We start from the raw sequence: 23,954 nt of genomic DNA, 5'->3' as shown, positions 1-23,954 counted from the left end.
GTTTATGCTTGTTAATAGAGATAATTTCTCTGCTAAAGTAGGATTCGATAAATACATGTAAGATGTCATTAGGTGCTGTCATATTGTGTATTATCTTAAAGGTACTGCATAAACGATATGTAGAAGCTCATTGATTTGATGATGCTTGGTTACATATCCCATGGTGTCAAACAAATGTAGTAAATCGGTAAGAGATGTGTAATATTTATTTTCTTCCGTTGGTAAATCTGTATCATGGTTAGCAACCATTAGATCGGTAATGCAGATCCGTCCATGTGGTTTCAAGACTCTGCGCATTTCATGTATCGCTAATATCTTCTGTTGATCTGTTAGATGATGAAAGGCAAAACTAGAGACAATAAAATCAAATTGACCATCCAAATAGGGTATGGCAAGGAAATTTCCGAGTTTAGTCTCCATGTCCGGGAATTTCTTGTTACATTGTTTTAACATTTCCTTCGATTGATCCACGCCAGACATACGCACACCTTGATGCATTAGCTTTCCCGCAAGATTTCCAGTCCCAGTTCCTATATCTAATCCCACTTCATCAGGTATGGGCGAAATCCATCGGAGTGTGAGATTCAAAGCCTCCTCGTAGTCCTTATAGGTTAGAGAGTCATTGATGACAAGCTGGTCGTGGCTACTTGCTAAATAATCATAGTTCCATTGATCCTGCCAACTGTTTCTTTGTTCTCGTAATCTTTTAGAACCTTCTGCTAATTCATATATGTCGTCAAGCGGTAGAAATTGTTGGCTTCTCACGATATGGATCATGTGGTCCGTCGTTTCGATGATTTGTTTGATCTCTAGCCATTTCGAGAACATAACGGATCGCTGTAATTCTAAATAATATTGAAGTTCTTCATGATCTTTTCCTTCGATTTCTTCAAGAGCTTTTGCAATGTGCGTAACACTCATGCCTGCTTCTCTTAATGAAATGATGGTTTGCAACCGCCAAATATCCTTCTCATTGAATTCCCTATATTGATTGTTGTCTTGTTTGGTAGGCGCGATTAACCCTTTTTCTTCATAAAAACGTATAGCTCTTGTAGAAATATTGAGTTTGTCCGCAACCTCTTTAATTTTCAACGAAATCACCTTCTCTATCTTTACATTAAACCTTGACGTTAGGTGAAAGTAAATAACTATTCATCGCTCTATCGCATGTTTACGTATCGGATAATAGATTTTCTATAGCATCATGAAGCATATTTCACGCCATTTTATTGACAAAATGCAACGAATACCGTATTGACTTTCTCCTTACGGAAAGGTTTAACCTTCTATGTATCCCATGAAATGAATAGGAGGATTTGCATGAGAACACTTATTAAAGAGGTAACGATTGTATCCATGAAAGATGAAGTAGAAGCACCTTTTGTCGGAGATGTTGTCATAGAGGGAGATATCATTTCAGACATTCAATCCAGTGTTCATATTCAGGCAGATGAGATCATACAGGGAAAAGGTATGGTGGCGATGCCGGGGTTGGTCAATGCCCATCAACATACACCTATGAGCTTACTAAGAGGATTCTCTGATGATCTGAAACTGATGGATTGGTTAGAGAAGAAAATGCTACCCGCAGAAGACCGTATGACCCCTGAGGATATATATTGGGGAGCGAAACTTTCAATGGCTGAAATGATTAAGTCGGGAACGACTGCTTTTGCAGACATGTACATTCATATGAACGAAATTGCTGTAGCTGTAGAGGAAGTGGGCATGCGTGCGTCTTTGACAAGAGGATTGGTGTTCGGTATAGATGATGGGGGGAGGAGGATGGCGGAAGCACTAGATCTAATTGATCGCTGGTCTGGGAAGGCAGAGGGTAGAATCACAACGATGTTTGGCCCACATTCTCCTTATATGTGTCCACCCGAACATTTGAAAGAAGTCATCCTGCTTGCAGAGCAGAGAAACATACCTATACACATCCACCTAGCAGAGACGATAGAAGAAGTAGTAAAGATTAGGGACAAGTATAATCAAACGCCTACGCAATTTTTGTATGATGTTGGTTTATTTGAAAAAGCACATGTTCTTCTAGCACACAGTGTCCATTTGAATCGGAGGGATATTGGATTGTTAAGGGGAATGCGTGGAGGCGTGTCCCATAATCCTCTAAGTAATTTAAAGCTGGGTTGTGGCATCGCTCCTGTACTTGATCTGATTGCCCAAGGCATCACTGTAGGACTTGGAACAGATGGAGCAGGAAGCGCAACAACATTGGATATGTTTGAAGAGATAAAGGCTGCGTCATGGTTACAAAAATGTGATTATGGTGACCCTTCGTGGCTCCCAGCTAGTCAGATCCTTCGTATGGCAACCCAAGAAAGTGCAAAGTTACTGAACATCGATCAAGAGGTGGGTACACTTGAGGTTGGTAAGAAAGCCGATCTTATTCTAATCGATATGAACAAGCCACATTTACAGCCGATCCATAACGTTAAGTCACTATTAGCCTATAGCGTTAATGGAGCAGATGTGGACACGACGATTGTAAATGGTAAAGTGCTAATGAAACATCGCCAACTCCTTACAATAGATGAGGATGAGCTACTTCAGCAAGTTTCTATGCGTGCAAGACGTATTGTGGAAGGGATATAGTTGGTAATCAATAACTTATATTTCGGCTGTTGCTAATATAAATATAGGTACGGTAGGACCTCGAAATTAGTACTTGATGGTACGAAGGACGAGTCTGGTGAAGTGGAAGATGAGCTTGATGTAAAATAAGTTAAACTTGATGTCTACGGATGACGAACAGTGAATTCCTCAATTAATGTGACTAATGTAGCCTCAGGGAGATAATTTAGATGTAGCTACTCCAGTTAATGTGACTAATTTACCCTCTGGAATTATTTTAGATGGCATTTTGGACCACCGTTAATTGAAGTAAGACCCGATGAAGCCCTCCCCTCTCGCTAACTGAATCTATTGATGGAAGTCTGAAAGAACCGCAAAGAACCGCCAAAAGGCGGTTCTTTGTTCAAATATAAGAAACAAACATGGCTTTATCGCCATACCCCAAAATTAAGTTGGGTTTTGTACAAAAAAGAATTTTTACAGAAAAAAGATAAGTTTCACTTGAATCAAATTCAAATCGCATATGCATCTAAATCGATTTGTGTAATGATTCTGGATACTCGATTCCTGACTAGGTCTGCCTTATTTCTATATCATAATGTGGCATATATTTCCGCTAGTTACAACTACAATTCAGCACTGGCTTCCGTGCTGCTGTTGTCTCATCTAGACGTCGTACGACCGTGTCGTATGGGGCATTAGTGACGAGTTCTGGTGTTGTTCTTGCTTCTTCCGCGATCTGAATCATCGTATCGATAAAGCTATCGAGCGTTTCTTTACTCTCTGTCTCTGTGGGTTCAATCATGATGCATTCTTCGACATTAAGTGGGAAGTAGATGGTTGGTGGGTGGTACCCGAAGTCAAGCAGCCGCTTAGCCACATCGAGCGTCCGTACGCCATACTGCTTAAGACCGCTACCCGACATAACGAACTCATGCTTACAGACGCCGGGATATGGAATCTCGAAGTGAGGAGCAAGTCGGTGCATCATGTAATTGGCATTTAGAACCGCGCATTCGGATACGTGCCGTAGACCCTCTGGACCATAAGTTCGAATATACGTATATGCTCGAACGAGAATGCCGAAGTTACCGTAAAATGCCTTCACCCGACCGATCGACTCGGGACGATCATAATCGAAGAAGTATGTTCCATCCTCACGTTGCTCAACGATTGGTTTCGGTAAATACGGAATCAGGATACTTTTCACACCGACAGGTCCGGATCCAGGTCCGCCACCGCCGTGCGGAGTACTCATTGTCTTGTGTAAATTGAGATGAACGACATCAAAGCCCATGTCGCCAGGTCGAGTAATACCCATAATCGCGTTAGAGTTAGCTCCATCGTAATAGAGTAGTCCACCTGCATCATGGATGATCTCTGCAATCTCAACGATCTGCTCTTCGAACAGACCAAGTGTACTAGGGTTGGTGAGCATAAGTGCTGCTGTATCACTACTTACTGCTGCACGTAAGGCATCAAGGTCGACCATTCCCCGTTCATTCGATTTGATGGTGATCGTCTCGAAACCAGCGACTGTCGCACTGGCTGGATTCGTACCGTGCGAGGAGTCAGGAACGATAACCTTGGTACGTTTCTCTCCACGGCTCTCGTGGTATGCACGGATCATCATGAGTCCTGTCCATTCGCCGTGCGCCCCAGCTGCTGGTTGGAGTGTTACTTGATCCATTCCAGTGAGAGCAGCAAGATCGTTCTGAAGAGTGTACAGCAATTCAAGAGCGCCTTGGATGCTCTCTTCTGGCTGATAAGGATGGATCTTGGCAAAGCCAGCGAAACGTGCGGTGTCCTCATTGATCTTCGGATTATACTTCATCGTGCAGGATCCTAGTGGATAGAAGCCGTTGTCGATTCCGAAGTTACGTCGAGATAGTTCTGTATAGTGACGAATCACGTCTACTTCGTATACTTCGGGTAGCTGAGCGGGTGTTTCTCTTAGCATCGCTGCTGGAATATATTCTGAGGGTGCTGATTCTGGAACATCACAGGGTGGAAGCGAGTAAGCCACACGTCCTGGCTTGCTTAATTCGAAGATAAGTGCTTTTTCTGGTTTCATATTCGTAGTCATGCTAATTCCCCCAGTCTGCTTGCGAAGCTATCGATCTCCGTGCGGGTACGTTTCTCAGTGACAGCGACCAACATATGACCTTTGAGTTCTGGATAAGCCATGCCGAGGTCGTAACCACCAAGGATGCCAGACTCTAACAGCTTCAAGTTCAACTCTTTCACGGATGTCCCCTCAGGAAGTTCTATGACAAATTCATTGAAGAAGGGAGATGAGAATGGAAGCTTGATCCCACGCTGATTGTTCATTTCACGGGATGCATAGTGAGCTTTCTGTAGATTCAGATTGGCTGCTTCACGAAGCCCTTCCTTACCCATGGTGGACAAGTAGATGGATGCGCACAGGGCTAGTAATGCTTGATTAGAACAGATGTTAGACGTCGCCTTCTCACGTCGAATATGTTGCTCCCGGGCTTGTAGTGTCAAGACGAACCCACGCTTACCATCCAGGTCAGTCGTCTGTCCGACGATACGGCCTGGCATACGTCGCATAAGCGGTTCAGCCACAGCGAAGAAACCGCAAGTGGGTCCACCAAGCGATTGCGAGATACCGAGTGGTTGCGCATCGCCTACGACAATATCAGCACCGAGCTTGCCTGGCGCTTCGAGTAGACCAAGCGACATCGGATTCGTACTAACAACGAGCAGTCCTTTGACGTCGTGAATAATGGGCTCAATGGCTGCGATATCCTCAATACAGCCAAAGAAATTTGGTGACTGAATGAGCACAGCTGCTGTTTCTCCCGTTACGGCTTCCTTTAATGCACTTAGGTCTGTTACACCATTGGAATAGCCAACCTCAACGACTTCCAGATTTAAGCCATGAGCCATGGTGTTGACCATTTCACGCGCTTCGGGATGAACGGTACGTGAGATGATAAGTTGTTTACGTTTGGTTGCTCCAGTTGCAAGAGCGCCAGCTTCGGATAATGCGGTCACTCCGTCGTACATACTTGCATTGGCAACGGCCATGCCAGTCAGTTCACAGATATAGGATTGGAATTCAAAGATCGCCTGAAGTTCTCCTTGGCTGATCTCTGGTTGATAAGGTGTATAAGCGGTATAAAATTCGGAGCGAGAGATCATATGATTAATAACAACGGGAACATGATGGTCATAAATACCAGCGCCCAGAAAGCTAGTGTAACGGTCAGTATCTGCATTACGTCCAGCCAATGTCTTCATATGTTCAAGCAATGAGAATTCATCAAGTGCAGAAGACATCGGCAGGGTGCCACGATAGCGTATTTCCTCAGGAATGTCGCGGAACAGAGCTTCCGTTGATTCTACACCGATCGTTTCTAACATGTCGGCTTGGTCTTGTTCAGTCATCGGGATGTAGCGGTGTTGGTTGGTCACGTTGTTCACTCCTTAGGAATTCTTTTGTAAAATGGTGTTTTCACAACTTCGGCTTTCAACTGCTTACCACGAATTTCTACCCACACTTCAGTTCCTAGTTCAGTGTAGTTGGCGTCGATTAGTGCGAGTCCAAGGTTACGTTTGAGTGACGGTGATTGCGTTCCGGTTGTCACTTCACCTATACATTTGCCATATGCATATATAGGATAATGCGTACGAGGAATACCACGGTCTATCATCTCAATACCAACCATCTTACGTGTTAACCCATTAGCCTTTTGTTGTACTAACGCTTCGCGGCCAATGAATTCGCCTTTGTTCAACTTGACGAAGAAACCAACACCAGCTTCGAGAGGAGAAATGGTGTTCGATAATTCCTGTCCGTATAGTGGTAGACGGGCTTCAAAACGTAGCGTGTCACGTGCGCCCAGACCAGCTGGGATCAGACCGTGTGGCTCACCCTTAGCCATTAGAGTATTCCATACGTTTGCGGCATGATTGACGGAGACATATATTTCAAAACCATCTTCACCCGTATAACCCGTTCGAGAGACCATTGCCTTGACTCCGCCTATAGATACGTCTTTGGCGAAATGGAAGGAAGCTAATTGATCACAATCATATTCTGTAACCAAAGCCATGATGGCAGCTGCGTTAGGGCCTTGGAGAGCAAGTAGTGCAAGCTCAGAGGATATATTCTCAAGCGTAACGCCTTCGATTAAATGCTCACGCATCCATTCGAAATCTTTGTCAATATTGGAAGCATTCACAACGACAAAGTATTGATTGGCACTGAATCGGTACACGAGTATATCGTCAACTACACCTCCGTCTGGATAACACATGAGTGTATATTGAGCTTGACCGTCGGAGAGTTTGGATACATCGTTGGTTGTTAGTTGTTGCAGGAATGCTTCTGCGAAGGTTCCTGTTACCATGAATTCACCCATGTGGGATACGTCGAACAGCCCTGCTTGTTTACGAACTGCATCGTGTTCTTTTTGAATGCCGGAGAATTGAACGGGAAGATCCCATCCGCCGAAATCTATACAGCGGGCACCAGGATAGTTAACATAGAGTGGGTATAGCGGTGTTCTCTTAAGTTCTGTCATCCTTCATATCTCCTCCTTAGATTTCATATATAGTGGAAACGAAAATAAGAACAGCAGCAAAAAGGGGCGCATCCGTAGCATTGTGCTACAATTACGTTTCCTCTTCGCTCTGTCCTTTGTACCTGAGAGTTACCCCGAACATCGAACTTAAGTCCAAGTTTCCCCTTGGGTGACGTAAGGGACGATATTATCGTTCCATACATTCTCTCCAGAGTTACGTCCGATAAAGGTCCTTTTGCCTGAGAGATTCACCTTTGTTAGGTTTACTCCTTCGGCGCCGCCAAAGACTATTGTAGGCGGTCTCTCCCTATACCATCATCCGCATATTCGGTTGTCATAGTCTACTTATACACGACCAAATAACTGGATGTCAACGATAACTTCATTTGATGCAAATAATTTGTTAGGTATCTTGACATGGGCTTGTATTGTGCATTAATCTAGATATATAAATTTATAGTAAGTGGATGACAATGGTAGGGAGAGACTCGAGCGGATGAGACATTCGCTGGGCACCGAAGGAGCAAGTCAATGGCTAGCCAGCTGATTGATTAATCTCTCAGGTAAAAGAACCGCCATTCGACGCAACTCTGGAGAGAGCGAATAAGCCACCAAAGGGGTAACAGCAGTCTAAGACTGCTTAAACTCTCAGGTACCCAGGACAGAGAACATGGCATTTAGCCAGTTCTCTGTCCTTTTTTGCTGTCTGAACTAGCGTATGCGACTCTTTCTTCTAAAGGATATGCTTAAAGGATGAGTAATAACGCTAGATACTCGCGGATTGATGCAAATCGTACGAAATCAAATCATCTAATTATACCAATGAGAGGTTGTTAACTATGAGCGAAGTTAAAGTTGGATTGGGATATACAGAGGAACATGAGTGGGCAGAAGCTAAAGGGAATGTGGTTCGAATTGGAATTACAGATTTCGCTCAAACTCAGCTAGGTGATATCGTATTCGTAGAATTCCCAGCAGTAGGAACAACGCTTGAAGCAGAAGCAGCCATGGGGACGATTGAGTCCGTCAAAACCGTATCTGATCTCTTCAGTCCGGTTAATGGAACGGTAACGAAGGTGAACGAGGTCCTACTGGATTCCCCTGAACTTGTGAACTCGGATTCATATGGCGAAGGCTGGTTGATTGAGGTTGAAGTGGATGGGGATGCAACAACTGCCATAGCAGGACTGCTGAATGCTGAACAATATGAGAAATTAATTAATTAATTCAGGCTAAAATAGTGAGGAATAAAATGGTGCATATTACGTAATGGATGAGGACGGATCTCTGATGTGTTTGGTAAGGGGAAGGGGAATTTTTTGCTATGCGGTTTAAGAATGTTTTTTCAATTATTGGTCCAGTGATGGTCGGACCATCCAGCTCTCATACCGCAGGTGCGGTGCGCATCGGCCGTGTAGCCCAACAACTATTAGGATGTACGCCTGAACTCGCTATCATTACACTGTATGGTTCCTTTGCAGAGACGTACGCTGGTCATGGAACGGACCTAGCTCTTATTGGGGGATTACTCAATTTCGATACAGACGATGAGAGAATTCCAGATGCCTTCGTGGAAGCGGAAAAGGTTGGGATGCGATATAAATTTCGGCGGGGCACAGTCATGAGTCCTCATCCCAATTTTGCTGAGATTACAGCAAGCGTAAGTGGCCGAGAGATTACAGTAAGCGGCTCCTCCATTGGTGGAGGTAATATTGAGATTCATTCGATGAATGGTTTCGCTGCAGGATGTTCAGGTTATTACCCTACATTGGTCATCACTCATGATGATCATGTAGGTATTCTCGCTTCTATTACTAGTGCGATCAGTGAAGCAGGGTTAAATATTGGATTTATGAACGTAGATCGCAAAGAAAGAAGCGGTGCTGCGATGACGGTACTTGAGTGTGACCGGAGACCTGAGAATACAGTACTCGAATTGGTTTCTCAGATACCTCATATTAGTACAGTATCCGTTATCGATCTGAACTAGAGGAGTCGTTAACATGCGTTTTCGTAGTCTGAAGGATATTTCTGAAATATGCCACAGGGAGTCGCTGACGATTGCCGAGCTTATGATTGCTGAGCAGGCGAAAGAAACCGATGAGACACCCGACAAAATTGTACAACAGATGACAGAATATTATCGAGTCATGAAAGATGCAGTTCGTAAGGGGATTGATACCGAGATTACTTCAAGGAGTGGTCTGGTGGGAGGTGACGGGCGCAAGATGAATGAGTACGTTCAGCGTAACGAACCTTCCGTGGGAGAATGGTCAGGTAAAGCGATGGCTTACTCCTTATCCGTATCTGAGGTGAATGCTTCAATGGGACGTATCGTAGCGACGCCAACGGCGGGGTCCTGTGGTGTCATTCCAGGCGTATTTGTTAGTTCGCAGGAGCGGTTTGGTTGGGATGATGAAGTACTCGTGAATGGTCTCTTCTGCGCCGGAGCGATCGGCTATGTTATTGCGAATAACTCGTTTATCTCCGGGGCAGAAGGTGGGTGTCAAGCAGAGATCGGCTCTGCTATCGGCATGGCGGCAGGTGCGATGGTCGAGTTACGTGGTGGTAGTCCTGAACAGGTGGTTCATGCAGTGGGTCTCGCTTTAAAAAATACACTAGGGTTAATCTGTGACCCTGTTGCAGGGTTAGTTGAAATACCTTGTATTGTGCGTAACGGTCTTGGAGCTGTGAATGCATTGGCGGCAGCGGACATGGCCCTTGCGGGTGTCCAAAGCGTCATCCCTTCGGACGAAGTGATTGGTGTTATGTTAGAGATAGGTACAAATATGCCAAGTGAACATCGCGAAACCGCGCTTGGGGGCCTTGCTCAGACACCAACAGGACGGAAAATAACGGAGCAAATCATGACAGCCAAATCGTCATCTGTTAGATTTCAAGGAGAGTAATTCATGACTGACACTGCGTAGTTTCTAGTAAGCATTCTATTCTATTTAAAATATAAATGATAACTCAAGCGAAAGAATGGCTTGAGTTTTTTTGCGTCTGGAATCCAATGGTTCTATCACTACTAGTTATGGCAATATATTGTCTATAAGTTGGAAAGGGGGCGGGCGATGAGTGACATTGTTGTGAAGATGGAAGGAATTAAGAAGCATTTCGCCGGTGTTCAAGCATTAAAGCAATGTGAGTTCGAATTACGAGCTGGGGAAGTGCATGCCCTTGTCGGTGAGAATGGCGCAGGGAAATCAACGATGATGAAAGTGTTGACGGGCGTTTATCAGAAAGATGAGGGAAGCATTACTTATAAAGGTAAAGAAGTAGATATCCTGGATACGCGTACAGCTCAGAAATTGGGGATCAGTATGATTCACCAAGAGTTGAATTTGGCTCCTGATCTGACGGTAGCTCAGAACATCTTTATCGGCAAAGAGCCCCGCAAAGCATTCCGATGGTTTCTAGATGATAAAGAAATGAATCGACAAACGGCCATTTTATTAAAGCAGATGAATTTAGATATTGACCCGACTACGCTCGTATCGAAGCTGACAGTGGCCAAGCAACAGATGGTGGAGATTATTAAAGCTATTTCTTATGACTCTCAGGTAATGATCATGGATGAGCCGACAGCAGCTCTAAGTGATGCAGAGATTGAAGAATTGTTCAAAATGATCCATCATCTTCGTGCAAAAGGAGTTGGAATCGTTTACATTTCCCATCGGATGGCGGAATTGAAGCGGATTACTGATCGCATTACCGTTATGCGCGATGGGTGCTATATAGACACTGTAGCTACGGAAGAGGTCAGTATTGACCGAATTATAGCGATGATGGTAGGTAGGGAGATATATCAGCCTCTGAAACCCGATCTAGTCAATATCATTAGTAGCGAAAGGGTACTTGAGGTACATAATATCAATCGTAAAAATGTACTACACGACGTAAGTTTAACCCTCCATAAAGGAGAGATCCTTGGTGTAGCAGGTCTTATTGGGGCTGGAAGAACGGAGGTTGCCCGGGCGATTTTTGGAGCGGATCCGATGGATTCTGGGGAGGTCTATATCCATGGTCGTAAAGTCAGTATCACGGGTCCTCATCAGGCTGTAAGTCATGGTATTGGATATTTATCTGAGGATCGAAAACACTTTGGTTGTTTACTGGAAAAGGATATCACAATGAATATTGCGCTAGCGACGTTAAGTCGCTTCACAAAGAAGGGTGGATGGATAAATGACAATCGGATGACGGATGTATCCAACAAGGTCATTCAAGAATTGAAAGTAAAGACACCTAGCGTTAAGCAAAAGCTTAAAAATTTGTCAGGTGGGAATCAGCAAAAGGTCATTATCGGCAAATGGTTAACACGGGACTGTGACATTCTTATTTTCGACGAACCGACACGCGGGATTGATGTTGGGTCTAAGAGTGAGATATACAAGCTACTAGAGAGTTTGGCAGCATCAGGGAAGTCGATCATCATGATTAGCTCAGAGCTACCTGAAATTTTAAGGCTAAGCCATCGAATCATCGTCATGTGTGAAGGGAGAATTACAGGAGAGTTGATGAACGATGATAGCGTGACACAAGAACAGGTTATGGCATACGCGACAGACCGATCTAGCAAAGGATGAAGGATGATTTTAGGAAGAGAGGGAGTCAAATGAAGGGAGCAACGGAATCATCTCAGAAACAGCGTATGAAGGTGAACGCAGGAGTACAACAATTTTTGGCCTTCGGGAGTTTGATCTTTCTCATCATTTTTTTCTCTGTAGCATCAAGCAATTTTTTCAATTTCTCTAATATCGTGGGTATATTGCTGTCTACAGCGGTTATCGGTGTGCTGGCGCTTGGCGCCACATTCGTTATTGTTACTGGCGGGATTGATTTATCAGTAGGAACGGTGATGACGCTTAGTGCAGTAATGACTGGTGTATTCATTACGATGTGGGGACTCCCGGTGTGGGTCGGAATTATAGGGGGGCTGATGACAGGTGCTATATGTGGATTTATCTCTGGTTTTGTTATCGCTAGACTAGGGATTCCACCGTTTATCGCTACACTAGCTATGATGATGATTGCGAAAGGACTTGCACTCGTGATCTCGGGTACGAAGCCGATTTATTTTACAGATAACGAAGTGTTCTCGAAAATTTCATTAGGGACAGAATTAGGGGATCTCATTCCAGGGTTCAATATCCCGAACGCCGTGCTTATTTTCTTTCTCGCAGCAATCATCGGCAGTCTATTGTTATCCCGTACCATTGTAGGGAGGTATAACTTTGCGATCGGGAGTAATGAGGAGGCAACACGTCTATCCGGAGTTAACGTTCAGAAATGGAAGATTATTATTTATATGATCGCTGGTTTATTTACGGGTCTTGCAGGTATTCTCATGGCATCCCGTCTTAATTCCGCCCAACCGGCACTAGGTATGGGTTACGAATTAGAGGCTATTGCTGCTGTCGTCATTGGAGGTACATCGCTTAGCGGGGGGAAAGGGACGATCGTCGGTACGGTTATTGGTGCATTAATCATGAGCGTACTCACGAATGGTCTTCGCATCTTGTCCGTGCCGCAGGAGTGGCAGACGATTGTTGTCGGATTCGTTATTCTGCTTGCTGTATATGCGGATATTCTACGTCGGCGTAAATCATAACGTGGAGCGTCATGTAGTTATTATTTTATTAAAAAAGGGGATATGAATATGAAAAAGGGTTGGTTAATAACGGTATTGTCACTTGTATTCGTCATTAGTGCGTGCGGTTCGAATAACAGTAACAATAAGAATGCATCGAAGAACCCAGAGCCTACCAAAGAAGTGGTAGCGTCAACGGATGGAGATAAAATGTACATCCCGATTATATCGAAAGGTTTCCAACATCAATTCTGGCAAGCGGTTAAGGTTGGCGCAGAGAAAGCGGCGAAGGAGCTCAATGTAGAGATTACTTTCGAAGGACCTGAGACAGAAGCACAGGTGGATAAGCAGCTCGAGATGCTCCAAGTTGCCCTAGACAAGAAACCAAGCGCAATCGGATTTGCGGCACTGGATAGCCAAGCATCGATTCCACTTTTGAAAAAAGCACAAGAAGGCGGCATCCCAATTGTTGCATTCGACTCTGGCGTTGAGAGTGATATCCCCGTCTCCACGGTAGCGACGAACAACGGCGTAGCAGCAGGTGTCGCAGCGGATAAAATGGCTGAGCTCATCGGCAGTCAGGGCGAAGTTGCAGTGATCGCGCATGACCAGACGAGTCGCACAGGCATTGATCGTCGGGATGGATTCGTAAATCGCATGAAGGAACAATATCCCAATATCAAAATTGTTGATGTTCAATATGGCGGTGGGGATCATCTGAAATCAACCGACTTAGCTAAAGCCATTATGCAAGCGCATCCAAATTTGAAAGGATTCTTCGGTACAAACGAAGGATCAGCCATCGGTGTTATTAATGCTGTAGCCGAAATGAAAATGCAAGGTAAAATCATCGTTGTCGGCTATGATTCCGGTAAAGCGCAAATCGATGCGGTCAACAATGGGCTCATGGCTGGTGCCGTTTCCCAGAATCCAGTTGGGATCGGTTATGAAACGGTAAAAGCCGCGGTTGCGGCAGCAAAAGGTGAAAAGGTTGAACCAGCCATAGACAGTGGCTTCGTATGGTACGACAAAACAAATATTAATAATGAAGATGTGAAGGCAGTACTTTACGAATAATTGAAGAATGATGGGCTGGCCTATAAGCTTTCCAAAGGAAAGCTACTTCGAAAGCATACACTGTGTCTGGATTTTTACCGCTAAGGGAAATTCCAAAAAAATCAGGACACAACAGCGATTGGAACAACGGTCCGTTCGCGGAGCGCCCTCACGAGTTTGTATCTATTCATCATTTAAGTTTCTCTGTCGTAATTCCGATAAATAAGGTAGGTGGTTTATGAATGGAATATTCAAAATCATGACTAGTAGCTAGGAGGAAATGATATGCAAATTTCTAATTTATCAAACAGTGCAGCTCGGAGCCAACATGTTGGACTAAAGGTATCGGTATCTGGTGAACACACAATGACTCATAAAAAAGAAAAAGAGAATAAAGATTCGTTATTCATCAGTGATCAAGCGCGAAATATTTTCAAAAGTAAAGGGCAGTCGTCAGGTGTTAGCAAGTCCATTGAATTGTTAATGAAACAAAAGGACAATATTATGGATAGTAAAAATAAATTAATCGATAAAACATTGGAAAGTGGTGCCCAATTAGATTCGATTAAGGATCGCTTGAAAGAGATGGATGAACAAATGTCGTTGTTGGACGAACAGATGAGTAAACTGCTATTAGACGAACAACAAAAAGCTTTAGGACTTGATGAGGATAGCAAGAAAAGTGCTGAAGTAGATCGTGAACCGAAAACAGAGCAAGAAGTAGAAGCGGGTAAGCAACAGAACATGCTTCAGTTGGCTGGAAGCATCGACCAAGTAGAACAATTGTCTTCACAAAGAAGTAAAATGGAGGGTGAAGTGAGAGTGCTCAAAAGCGAAATAGCTTTAGATGAGACTCGTTCTTCTCATCCGTCAACGGCTAAGCGTGAGAGAGTACTTGAATTGAATAAGAAGATGGAACAAATCGGGGAACAAATCGGCGAGATTGGACAGTCTATCACAGAGAAATTAAAAAATGAGCTGGATCAACCGGTGGAACGCATAGAAGAAGAGAGTGATTCTTTATTTGTTAATGAAGAAAGCGATGAGAATCAATTAGAGTCAACTGAATCGTAAGGTTAATAAATAGAAGCTACAAGTAGACGTTGGGAAATAACAACCTCAGCGTTTTTTTTTATTTATGTGTAGGATAACATATAAATTTAGTTGCACCTTATGGATGGGCGAATAATACGATGTAACATATGCGTGATATGAGCTGAGAAAGGTGTGGTCATCATGACTGGAAGTATTAAGAATTTTTATGTGGGTGGAAATACGGCCCATGGATTTGTGAGCTTAATGGAATCGTCTTTACAAGGGTTGGAAAGACTCTTTATTCTGGAAGGGACGCCGCGTTCGGGAAAGTCAGAATTGATTCGGACCATAGGGGATCAGTTGGTGTCTGCAGGCTATGATATTTGGAATATGCATTGCGCTTCAGATAATTCAGCACTGGATGGTATGGTAGTTCCTCTGTTAAAAGTCGGAATCATCGTAGGAACAGACAGATATGTCATCGAACCTTTGCTACCAGAAGTTGAAGTTCAATACGTGAACGTAGGAGAAGCTTGTCATCTGGATCAACTGATCACCCAACAGGGTAGCATCAACCAATTGAACGAACAAATATCTCAAACATATCAACATGCGTATGCTGGTTTTGCAGAGGCGCTTCGTATTCATGATGAGTGGGAAGACTTATATATTGCGAACATGGATTTTCAAGAGGCTAATGTGCTGACGACAGAAATGATTCATGTGCTCTATGGTGATCGGAAGCTAGAGAAAGAGAGTAGGGTAGATCATCGATTCTTAGGTGCTGCCACACCACAAGGTGCTAAAGATTGCGTTCCTAATCTAACCGAAGGATTAAAAAGGTACCTTATTAAAGGCAGACCTGGATCCGGTAAATCAACTATGCTCAAAAAAATAGCTGCTGCAGGAACTGAGCGTGGGTATGATGTTGAGATTTACCATTGTGGATTCGATCCTAACAGTCTAGATATGGTTATTGTACGTGATCTCAACTTTGCTATATTTGATAGCACTGCACCACATGAGTATTTCCCTGAGGGTGGCACCGATGAGATTGTGGATATGTATCGTCGTTGTATCCAACCGGATACGGATGAAAAACTTGCAGAGGCCATTAATCCGATAAAAGAACGCTATGCTGCGCAAATGAAACGATCGATACAGTTCCTTACCGATGCTAAGTCTCTTCAAGATCAATTAGATGAAATCTACGCTCGATCCATTGATTTCTCTCTTATAGATTCTCTGAAGGATGAGATTCTACGGGAAATCATAGACATAGCAGCTGTTTGTGACTAGGTGGGTATCGAATAATTTATAGAGGGTTAGCTACTAATAAATGACTTCTGACATTAGGGAGTCATTTTTTTGTGTTTTTTATATAGGCATAAGTTGACAACAAAAATTGTTATGTGTAAAAATAAGAATTAGCACTCTAGTCCTTAAAGTGCTAATTGGTTTAATGAGCGATATTGATCATAAATTTACAGCAAGTAATTCTAACTAGATGAACATTTTACTTTTTGCATATCGAAGGGAGATTAACTATTCATGGCTAAAAAAGAGTTTAGAGCAGAATCGAAAAGAATGTTGGAGATGATGATTAACTCCATTTATACACAGAAGGAAATATTTTTAAGAGAGCTTGTTTCAAATGCTAGTGATGCTATCGATAAAATGTATTACAAAGCACTAGTTGATGAGTCATTGGTATTTAATAAACAAGATTACTTCATTAAAGTGACAGCAGATAAGGAACATAGAACATTAACGATCACGGATACAGGTATGGGAATGACGCAAGAAGAGCTTGAGAACAACTTGGGTGTTATCGCGAAGAGTGGTTCATTAGCATTCAAGAAAGATAACGAAGCAAAAGATGGTCACAATATTATTGGTCAATTTGGTGTTGGATTCTATTCCGCATTTATGGTGGCGGACGTCGTTACAGTGATCAGTAAAGCGTTGGGTAGCGAAGAAGCATTCAAGTGGGAATCAGAAGGTGCTGAAGGATACACGATTGTACCATGTGAGAAGGATACCGTAGGTACTCAGATTATCCTGACGATCAAAGAGAATACCGAAGATGACCAGTATGATGAGTATCTGGAAGAATATCGTTTGAAGTCTATTATCAAGAAGTACTCTGATTTCATTAGATACCCAATTAAGATGGATGTGAAGGAACAACGTCCAAAAGAAGGTACTGAAGATGAGTTTGAGGAAGTTAGCGCAGAACAAACAGTGAATAGCATGGTTCCGATCTGGCGCAAAAATAAAAATGAGCTTACAGAAGATGATTATAACAATTTCTATGCTGAGAAACGTTATGGGTTCGACAAACCTCTGAAGCATATCCATATTAGTGCGGATGGTGCTGTAGTCTATAATGCGATTCTATTTATCCCAGAGAATACGCCATTTGACTATTATACAAAAGAGTTTGAGAAGGGATTAGAGCTATACTCCAATGGTGTATTGATCATGGACAAGTGTTCTGATTTATTACCGGACTTCTTCAGCTTTGTCAAAGGTATGGTGGATTCTGAAGATCTATCGCTTAACATTTCTCGAGAAATGCTACAACATGATCGCCAATTAACGTTAATCGCGAAAAATATTAAGAATAAGATTAAGAGTCAGCTACAAAGCTTACTGAAGGATGAGCGTGAGAAATATGAGCTATTCTTCAAATCTTTTGGCAGACAGTTGAAATTCGGAGTCTACAATGATTACGGTATGCATAAAGAATTGCTACAAGACTTATTGATGTTCTACTCATCCAAAGATAAGAAATTGGTTACCTTGGATGAATACGTAGCAAGAATGCCTGAAGATCAGAAATACATCTATTATGCTTCTGGCGAATCTATGGAAAGAATTGATAAGCTTCCACAAACAGAGATGGTATCTGATAAGGGATATGAAATTCTGTACTTTACGGATGATATCGATGAATTCGCAATTAAGATGATTATGAATTATAAAGAGAAGGAATTCAGATCCGTATCGAGCGGTGATTTGGGGATCGAGGCTGATGAGAAAGATAAGCCTACGGATGCAGAAGAGAACGAGAATAAGGAACTCTTTGAAGCGATGGCAAGCATCCTTACAGATAAAGTGACGAATGTAAAAGCGTCTAAGAGACTGAAATCTCATCCTGTATGTTTGTCTTCTGAGGGCGAACTAACGATTGAAATGGAAAAAATATTAAAAGGGATGTCCAATGGTCAGGAAGTTAAAGCTGACAAAGTATTGGAAATCAACGTCAATCATGAAGTATATCAATCCTTAAAGGATGCATACGCTAATGATAAAGACAAACTAAGCTTGTATACCAACCTCTTGTACAATCAAGCGTTGTTGATCGAAGGACTACAGGTCATTGACCCTGTACAATTCACGAATGACATTTGTAAAATAATGATCTAATTAAGCAACTTACATCAATGAATTTAGATAAGTTATCAGACAAATACCCTGTTCCTGGCATGAGCCAAAACAGGGTATTTGTCATTGTCTTCTGATATATTTAGAATGGTGAATCTTCACTGACGTTAGATGTCAGTGAAGATCAATTATAGTGAATATAGGTTCACTATATTGAAATATTGGAGGCTATGGAGACACAATGGACCAATGACACACTTACAGAAATGACGGATATGGGTGGAGAGAAATGGACAAATGGTGCATCACTCCGGTTTGTACTTATGCACCAAGCCCATCATAGAGGACAGATGACCGTTCTAATGCGACAAGCTGGGTTGCGTGTACCTGATGTATACGGTCCGACAAGAGAAGATTGGATTGACAAAGGAATGGAACCTTTTAAATAGAGGAACGTTTATTAAAATTGGATTACACCATATAATGGGTATTAATTCATCCATTTCACGAGAGAAGGCAGGTGCCGGTAACGTTATGTCCAAAGCAGATAATATATTATCAATTCTATGGTTGTTGAAATCAGGTCAGCGAAAGACTGCTCAACAGCTTGCGGACGAATTGGAAGTACATATTCGAACAGTATACCGTTGCATCGATTCTCTTTGTGCGAGTGGGGTGCCTATTATTGCGGATTCAGGGCATTATGGTGGATACCGGATATTGGAGAACTTCTCAGAGGCTCCATTAATGTTTGACATGGACGAGCAAAAGGCGCTCATTCACGCATCTACTTTTGCTAGAGAAGCGGGTTATCCATTTGCAGATGCATTGAACCGAGCCATCGATAAATTAAAGTTGTATACCAATGAGGAACAGTTGGCCCATATGGAGCGGCATTCAGACGGGTTGTCTGTCATTCATCCTCCTGTCGATCGGAGCCAACAATCGCTTCTTCAAGAATTAGAGGTAGCTGTTGCCAATGGTCGTACATTAGAAATGCAATACACAAGTGGGAATGAAGCTACTTCATTGGTACGTTGTTGGCTATTGTCATAAACGCCAAGAACCACGGAGCTTTCGTGTAGATCGTGAATTCCAATTAGGCTTAGAATCTTTGCTGACCTATGTCCCGTATTTCCTTCTCTCATATGGGAAGTCAATTACGATAACCGAGCCTGATGTTCTTATCGAGAAGATGGTGAGTGTTACCTCTGAGCTAGGAGATTACTATCGAGATATGGTTATGGATGAGAAGAGAATTTGATTAATTACAAAGGGTCAACAAATGAAAAGGGTACCGTCTTTGAAAAAAAGGACGGCACCCTTTTCTGCTTGTGCCGATATATTGCATCTCCACGCCACATCTGGGACTCATTTTTTAAAATAGGGCGTAATCCCTCTTGAATAAAGGTTCTCTACTAATTTGAAAAATTCTTCTGACGATAAATCCTTTTGACGTTGGAGCCAAAGACGAAATAAAGAAAGGGCAGTTGTTAAGTAAAACTCAATGAAGTATGGCGTTAAGGAATGGTTTTGCGGAATGTTTAATTCTATTTGACCCAAAGTGATTTCTTTTTTTAAGCGATTTAAAAAACGGGCACTTCCATAATCGCCCAAAATGGCGTTAAGAGCCAGGAGATGTTCTCTTTTGTCCAGACAATAGAGCGTTTCTTGAACCGTATGCATCGATAGCTCTTTATTCGCCAATTCTTTTTTTATGTCATTTAATAAGTCATTTTCAACAGAGTCTAACAATTCGTAAATGTCAGTAAAGTATTGATAAAAGGTGCTGCGGTTATATCCAGACTTATTCGCAATTTCCTGAACCGAAATTTTCTCAATCGGCTTTTGGCTATATAACTCACAAAAAACTTCTACTAATTTTTGTCTTGTTTTCTCCGTTATTTGGGGTTGTTTTTGCATGTTTTCCTCCTACTGGCGAATAAGAATATCATCCGACAAATCATAAAAAACTGATGGTTGATCAAGGAATGATAAAGATTTACAATCACATCATACAACATGCTGTCGGATGATCAAAAGGAAATGTTAATAAGTAGGGGTGGTATAAATGTCAGCAAAACAAGATAGAATTTTAATTTTTGGTGCAGGTGTCATTGGGAGCATGTACGCCATTAAGCTTATTGAAGCAGGGTTTGACGTTAGCCTGTTTGCACATTCGAATAGATTTAAATCATTAAGAGAAAGTGGCCTGCAATATATAGAAAAAGGTACAGTTAGAGCGATACAAGTGAATGTCATTGATACGCTCGAAAATGACGATGTATACGATTTTATTCTCGTTACTGTTCGTTATGATCGGTCCGAATCAGCGTTGTTAGCGCTACAAGATAATCAAAGCAAAAATATAGTTACGATGATTAGTAATTCAATTGGATTTTCTTCGTGGTTGGATATCGTAGGGGATAGGCTGATACCAGCTTTTCCCGGATTCGGCGGACAGATTAAAGATGGAGTATTGCATGCTCGATTTCTACCAAAGTTTATAGCGGCAACTGCATTTGGAGAAATTAATGGTGTAGTGACAGAACGCATAGAAAACCTCGCAAAATTATTTAAAACAGCGAAGCTTCCCTACGTTATTAAAAAGGATATGCAAGCATATTTAATCACACATGCCGTATCAGACATTGCCATGTTGAGCGTTCTGCATTCTGAGAATAAGATCATTGACCAAAAAACAGCCAGAACCAGAAAGACGGCACGCAAAATAACAGTCACTTTAAAAGCGTATCTAAGGGCCATACAAAAAGCTGGCGTTTCAATTGATCCACCCATGCTTAAAATAGTGCTTAAATTTCCAAACTTATTTTTGGATCTTTTCTTTATGACATGGCTACGCACTAAAATGGTTAGGGATATGAGGTTGCCGGATTATGCGAATAATGCTAACAATGAGATTGTGCAGCTAAGTAATGATTTAATGAAATTCTTAAGTCAAAATGATACCAAATCGGAAATACATGTTCATACAGAACAATGTTGACTGAGATAATTCGGATCCGCAAGAAGTCTATTTCTCAATAATTCATATAAATGATACTATTCCTGGCTCAATAGTCTACACAGAAGATAATGACACAGCCGGGCGTTCGGGTGGAACATTGCAGAGAGTTAATATCGCGCAACATGACACATATATTACTGTTACATTTAGTGGAACTATTTATAAGGATGTTAAGTAGTAGGGCAAAATAAAAAGATCGAGCATTTTGCTCGGTCTTTTATTTCGTCTTAGCATACCTGCTAATAAATTCAAAGTATCTTAATTGTCATGAATTTGTTTTGCAATCTCCAGCAATTTATTAAGATGAGCCGGCTGGATACCACGTTAAAAGACCTTGCTCGCTCTATGGGGCATGTCCGGAGCGCAGCTTGTTTTATGTGTATAGAGTTCAGGGCCCCATATTTTATGTGTTTCTCAGCTCGGCCAGATTGGTTCCTATATGGACGCCAACCGTTCCAGACATGTTGTGTCCCGAGGAAATGGTGATGTAGAAAAAGCCCGAAGACCATACGGATGTAGAGAAATAATTGTGTGGTAGTCTATCATCTGGGACCGTGTAATACATCTTTTCCATACCTGACGGGCTGCCTTGGTTAAATGTAAACGTGATAGGAGTAGATCCAGTATTCTTAATGCCCACTTTTACATAACCATATCCTGGTTAAACTTATTAGCTTAATTTTTTTGCAAATATTGTATTTACATAAAATGGGTCGTGTGATAATATGCTTATGTATATACGATCTAAATTTTTAGAACGACTAAACATTCTAGATCAGTATAATTAAAACTAATTCTCTTAGGGGTGATGTTATGGATTCGAATTCAATTCCATTAGTCAATATTTCAGTTGAGCAGTCCAAATTACTGAGTAGCGCTAAGCGTATTCAGATTATTAGTTGTCTTCAGAATACGGCGAAGACAGCCAAACAGGTGGCTGTAGAGTTAGGCCAATCTCCAGGAAGTACGCACTACCATATCATCAAATTATATGAAGGGGGACTTGTGGATCTGGTGGAGACACGTTCGGAGGGTGGAATCATCGAGAAATATTATCTAGCCAAATCGAAATGGTATACCACGAATTCAAAAAGCGGACAATTCAGTGATCCGCTATTGGCAGATGATATCGATGTGTCATCCAGAACAATGCTAAGTCTCCGATTATTTCTTACAACAGCTCAGACGGAGGAATTCAATTCGGATGTCAAAAAATTGCTAGAAAAGTGGGTTGACATTACTTCGGAAACTGAAGGTGAAGACGTTAAGGAGTTCGCAGTTGGGGTCAAGATTGTGGCCGCGGATTAACGTGTTGAAAAACAAGCAGAATAGGAGGGCTAACCGTGGATATTTTTAAAAACAGAAACTTTTCACTCATGTTTATAGGTAGAATATTAACCAATATAGGGGATAGCTTATACGCTGTCGCAGCCATGTGGCTAGTGTATGATCTGGGCGGTTCTACTTTATATACGGGATTAGCAGGTTTTTTATCGATTATACCCAAGATTATTCAGCTTCTCTCAGGACCGATCATAGATCGTATTCCCATTCGTGGTGTACTTGTGTACAGTCAACTCATTCAAGGTACCTTGTTACTTATTGTGCCTATTGCATCCTATTTCGGGTTCTTATCTGTAGGGTTAGTGTTGATCATTACACCTATACTAACGACGTGTAATACGTGGGTATATCCTGCACAGATGTCGGCTCTCCCTAAGATTTTGGAAAAGAAGCAGTTAACGCAAGGGAACTCCCTTTTTTCAGTAGCTTATCAAGGGATTGATGTCGGTTGTAATGCCGTATCTGGCATCCTTATTGGTGTGCTTGGTGCGGTGTCGTTATATTTATGGAATTCAATAGGGTTCTTTATTGGGGCGTTACTTTTCTCTCAAATCCGTATAAAGAGTGCGGGAGCGAGACCAGAAGCTAGTTCGGAAGGCCATTCAGAGATCAGTTCAGAAGTCGAATCAGAAACGAAGAAGAATTCTTCTGTTAGAAAGAACAATTACTTCTCGGATTTGATGGATGGTATACGATTGCTTGTGAAGACGCCGCTTGCCAAACTATTGTTTGGGATTATCATTATTAATGCTGCCGGAGGAGCGACATTTAGTGTCCTTCCGATGTATAGTGATCACTTGGGTGGGGCTGATATTTATGGCATATTGTTGATGGCACAAGCGCTTGGAAGTCTGCTTGGCGCACTGATCGTACCTTATTTCAGATTCGACCGAATACGGTTAGGACGGATATATTCCTTCGCCTTTATCCTTTCAGGATTAGCTTGGAGTCTGAGCACTTACAGCCCTTGGGTATGGATAACGGTTCTTATCTACGGGTTAGCATGGTTTCCTGGAGGAGCAGTTAACGTAATTATAAACACTGTTGTTCAAAAAGGGGTACCTCCGCAATATTTAGGCCTTATTTTCTCAGCAACTATGGCTTTGAGTGGCATGGCATTACCTCTAGGCAGTCTTATTGGTGGTAGTCTGGGTGTATGGTTAAATAGTTCTACCATTATTTCATTGTGTGGAGTCATAGTCATGTTAGTAGGCGTGTATTGGTCAATAGATAAGAGTTCTCGCAACCTACCTGGACCCGAACATATTCATGAAGGATTTTTCGATTTCTCTCGGGGGAATGATGTAGCCAATCTTCCGAAGGACATGAGAGCTTAATGGTTATGATCTTGTTAACAACT

19 protein-coding genes, 1 pseudogene and 4 riboswitches are annotated in these 23,954 nt (G+C 42.2%); of the genes and pseudogenes, 15 read left to right on the top strand and 5 right to left on the bottom strand.

The features are described from left to right. Positions 1-90: 90 nt before the first annotated feature. Positions 91-1,092: a MerR family transcriptional regulator gene (locus AC1D69_RS15375; RefSeq protein ID WP_495457023.1), complete on the bottom strand. Its 1,002-nt coding sequence runs from the start codon at positions 1,090-1,092 to the stop codon at positions 91-93. A gap of 228 nt (positions 1,093-1,320) precedes the next feature. Here AC1D69_RS15375 and AC1D69_RS15370 point away from each other — a divergent pair, with 228 nt between their 5' ends. Further along, complete coding sequence (locus tag AC1D69_RS15370) at positions 1,321-2,613, top strand: amidohydrolase (protein WP_495457022.1); 1,293 nt, start codon at positions 1,321-1,323, stop codon at positions 2,611-2,613. Positions 2,614-3,208: 595 nt separating this feature from the next. Here AC1D69_RS15370 and gcvPB read toward each other — a convergent pair. From gcvPB to gcvT, 3 genes are read right to left on the bottom strand one after another with little or no spacing between them, the layout of a single operon-like run. After that, entirely contained in the window at positions 3,209-4,666 is a 1,458-nt protein-coding gene (gene gcvPB, locus AC1D69_RS15365; protein ID WP_495457127.1) for an aminomethyl-transferring glycine dehydrogenase subunit GcvPB, read from the bottom strand. An 8-nt stretch (positions 4,667-4,674) separates the two neighbouring features. Then, positions 4,675-6,033 carry an aminomethyl-transferring glycine dehydrogenase subunit GcvPA gene (gcvPA, locus tag AC1D69_RS15360; protein WP_495457021.1) on the bottom strand — a complete coding sequence of 453 codons (1,359 nt, stop codon included), beginning with the start codon at positions 6,031-6,033 and terminating at the stop codon, positions 4,675-4,677. 5 nt (positions 6,034-6,038) lie between these two features. Next, a complete protein-coding gene (gcvT, locus tag AC1D69_RS15355) occupies positions 6,039-7,145 on the bottom strand; it encodes a glycine cleavage system aminomethyltransferase GcvT (protein ID WP_495457020.1) in 1,107 nt (368 codons plus the stop codon). Between the two features lie 99 nt (positions 7,146-7,244). Beyond that, positions 7,245-7,362, bottom strand: a riboswitch (glycine riboswitch). Then, positions 7,363-7,464: riboswitch (glycine riboswitch) on the bottom strand. It abuts the riboswitch before it with no gap. Positions 7,465-7,613: 149 nt separating this feature from the next. Next, positions 7,614-7,729, top strand: a riboswitch (glycine riboswitch). Between the two features lie 4 nt (positions 7,730-7,733). After that, a riboswitch (glycine riboswitch) is annotated at positions 7,734-7,812 on the top strand. A gap of 172 nt (positions 7,813-7,984) precedes the next feature. Between gcvT and gcvH the strand changes: the two genes are divergently transcribed. The 11 genes and pseudogenes from gcvH to AC1D69_RS15300 all read left to right on the top strand — a co-directional run bounded on the left by gcvH (position 7,985) and on the right by AC1D69_RS15300 (position 19,486). Continuing rightward, positions 7,985-8,371 carry a glycine cleavage system protein GcvH gene (gene gcvH / locus AC1D69_RS15350; protein ID WP_495457019.1) on the top strand — a complete coding sequence of 129 codons (387 nt, stop codon included), beginning with the start codon at positions 7,985-7,987 and terminating at the stop codon, positions 8,369-8,371. 98 nt (positions 8,372-8,469) lie between these two features. After that, the gene (gene sdaAB, locus AC1D69_RS15345; protein WP_495457018.1) at positions 8,470-9,135 is read left to right on the top strand and encodes an L-serine ammonia-lyase, iron-sulfur-dependent subunit beta; all 666 of its coding nucleotides are present in this window, start codon (positions 8,470-8,472) and stop codon (positions 9,133-9,135) included. 13 nt (positions 9,136-9,148) lie between these two features. Next, the gene (sdaAA, locus tag AC1D69_RS15340; RefSeq protein ID WP_495457017.1) at positions 9,149-10,054 is read left to right on the top strand and encodes an L-serine ammonia-lyase, iron-sulfur-dependent, subunit alpha; all 906 of its coding nucleotides are present in this window, start codon (positions 9,149-9,151) and stop codon (positions 10,052-10,054) included. 168 nt (positions 10,055-10,222) lie between these two features. Further along, positions 10,223-11,737: a sugar ABC transporter ATP-binding protein gene (locus AC1D69_RS15335; protein ID WP_495457016.1), complete on the top strand. Its 1,515-nt coding sequence runs from the start codon at positions 10,223-10,225 to the stop codon at positions 11,735-11,737. A gap of 29 nt (positions 11,738-11,766) precedes the next feature. Beyond that, positions 11,767-12,762 (top strand): ABC transporter permease, encoded by a 996-nt coding sequence (locus tag AC1D69_RS15330; RefSeq protein WP_495457015.1) that lies wholly within the window; start codon positions 11,767-11,769, stop codon positions 12,760-12,762. A 48-nt stretch (positions 12,763-12,810) separates the two neighbouring features. Next, positions 12,811-13,818, top strand: a complete 1,008-nt coding sequence (locus tag AC1D69_RS15325) for an ABC transporter substrate-binding protein (RefSeq protein WP_495457014.1) — start codon at positions 12,811-12,813, stop codon at positions 13,816-13,818. Between the two features lie 264 nt (positions 13,819-14,082). Beyond that, complete coding sequence (locus AC1D69_RS15320) at positions 14,083-14,871, top strand: hypothetical protein (protein ID WP_495457013.1); 789 nt, start codon at positions 14,083-14,085, stop codon at positions 14,869-14,871. A gap of 162 nt (positions 14,872-15,033) precedes the next feature. Continuing rightward, positions 15,034-16,131: a PRK06851 family protein gene (locus AC1D69_RS15315; RefSeq protein WP_495457012.1), complete on the top strand. Its 1,098-nt coding sequence runs from the start codon at positions 15,034-15,036 to the stop codon at positions 16,129-16,131. Positions 16,132-16,383: 252 nt separating this feature from the next. Continuing rightward, positions 16,384-18,264: a molecular chaperone HtpG gene (htpG, locus tag AC1D69_RS15310; RefSeq protein WP_495457011.1), complete on the top strand. Its 1,881-nt coding sequence runs from the start codon at positions 16,384-16,386 to the stop codon at positions 18,262-18,264. A gap of 188 nt (positions 18,265-18,452) precedes the next feature. Next, positions 18,453-18,671, top strand: coding sequence for a DinB family protein (locus tag AC1D69_RS15305; protein WP_495457010.1), 219 nt, complete (start codon positions 18,453-18,455; stop codon positions 18,669-18,671). A gap of 85 nt (positions 18,672-18,756) precedes the next feature. Next, positions 18,757-19,486, top strand: a pseudogene (locus AC1D69_RS15300) (helix-turn-helix transcriptional regulator). 107 nt (positions 19,487-19,593) lie between these two features. Here the strand turns inward: AC1D69_RS15300 and AC1D69_RS15295 are convergent. Further along, on the bottom strand, positions 19,594-20,145 hold the full coding sequence (locus AC1D69_RS15295) for a TetR/AcrR family transcriptional regulator (protein ID WP_495457009.1): 552 nt from the start codon (positions 20,143-20,145) through the stop codon (positions 19,594-19,596). Between the two features lie 148 nt (positions 20,146-20,293). Between AC1D69_RS15295 and AC1D69_RS15290 the strand changes: the two genes are divergently transcribed. The 3 genes from AC1D69_RS15290 to AC1D69_RS15280 all read left to right on the top strand — a co-directional run bounded on the left by AC1D69_RS15290 (position 20,294) and on the right by AC1D69_RS15280 (position 23,931). Beyond that, positions 20,294-21,229: a ketopantoate reductase family protein gene (locus tag AC1D69_RS15290; protein WP_495457008.1), complete on the top strand. Its 936-nt coding sequence runs from the start codon at positions 20,294-20,296 to the stop codon at positions 21,227-21,229. Between the two features lie 834 nt (positions 21,230-22,063). Next, positions 22,064-22,558 carry an ArsR/SmtB family transcription factor gene (locus AC1D69_RS15285; RefSeq protein WP_495457007.1) on the top strand — a complete coding sequence of 165 codons (495 nt, stop codon included), beginning with the start codon at positions 22,064-22,066 and terminating at the stop codon, positions 22,556-22,558. 35 nt (positions 22,559-22,593) lie between these two features. Further along, on the top strand, positions 22,594-23,931 hold the full coding sequence (locus AC1D69_RS15280; RefSeq protein WP_495457006.1) for an MFS transporter: 1,338 nt from the start codon (positions 22,594-22,596) through the stop codon (positions 23,929-23,931). Positions 23,932-23,954 lie beyond the last annotated feature (23 nt).

It is taken from the genome of Paenibacillus sp. Y301 (assembly GCF_059445505.1).
Note: the sequence above shows the minus strand (reverse complement) of the source record. Positions and strands in the feature narration are given on the sequence as shown.